This window comes from Pseudomonas sp. 2995-1 (assembly GCF_002742505.1).
Lineage (GTDB): Bacteria > Pseudomonadota > Gammaproteobacteria > Pseudomonadales > Pseudomonadaceae > Aquipseudomonas > Aquipseudomonas sivasensis.
The window spans coordinates 1-284 of the sequence record NZ_LJSA01000515.1 but is presented as its reverse complement, the minus strand read 5'-3'; the positions used below and the strand labels follow the sequence as shown (position 1 = coordinate 284).

General features: G+C 33.8%; 1 pseudogene. It reads right to left on the bottom strand.

The features are described from left to right. Window positions 1–284: pseudogene (locus tag AOA61_RS31940) on the bottom strand (hypothetical protein); the annotation flags it as partial.

Below are 284 nucleotides of genomic sequence, written 5' to 3'. Positions count from 1 at the left end.
TAATGGAACCATATAAAAAATACTTGCAAAATTTAGTGCGGCTTGGTGTGCAGCAATAATTTCAGTTGTAAACTTACTCATCAATAAAGTTACCGCAGAAAAAATACTGGTTTCAAAGAAAATAGTTAAACCAATAGGAAGTCCAAGGAGAAGGATCTCCTTCCACGTTATAAAAGATATCGCTTCAAACGATCTAAACAACTGAAATTCTGTGAATGGTCTTACCTTCATTGCAAAATACACCGTTACGAAAAAAATAAACCAATAGGTGATTGCTGATGCAT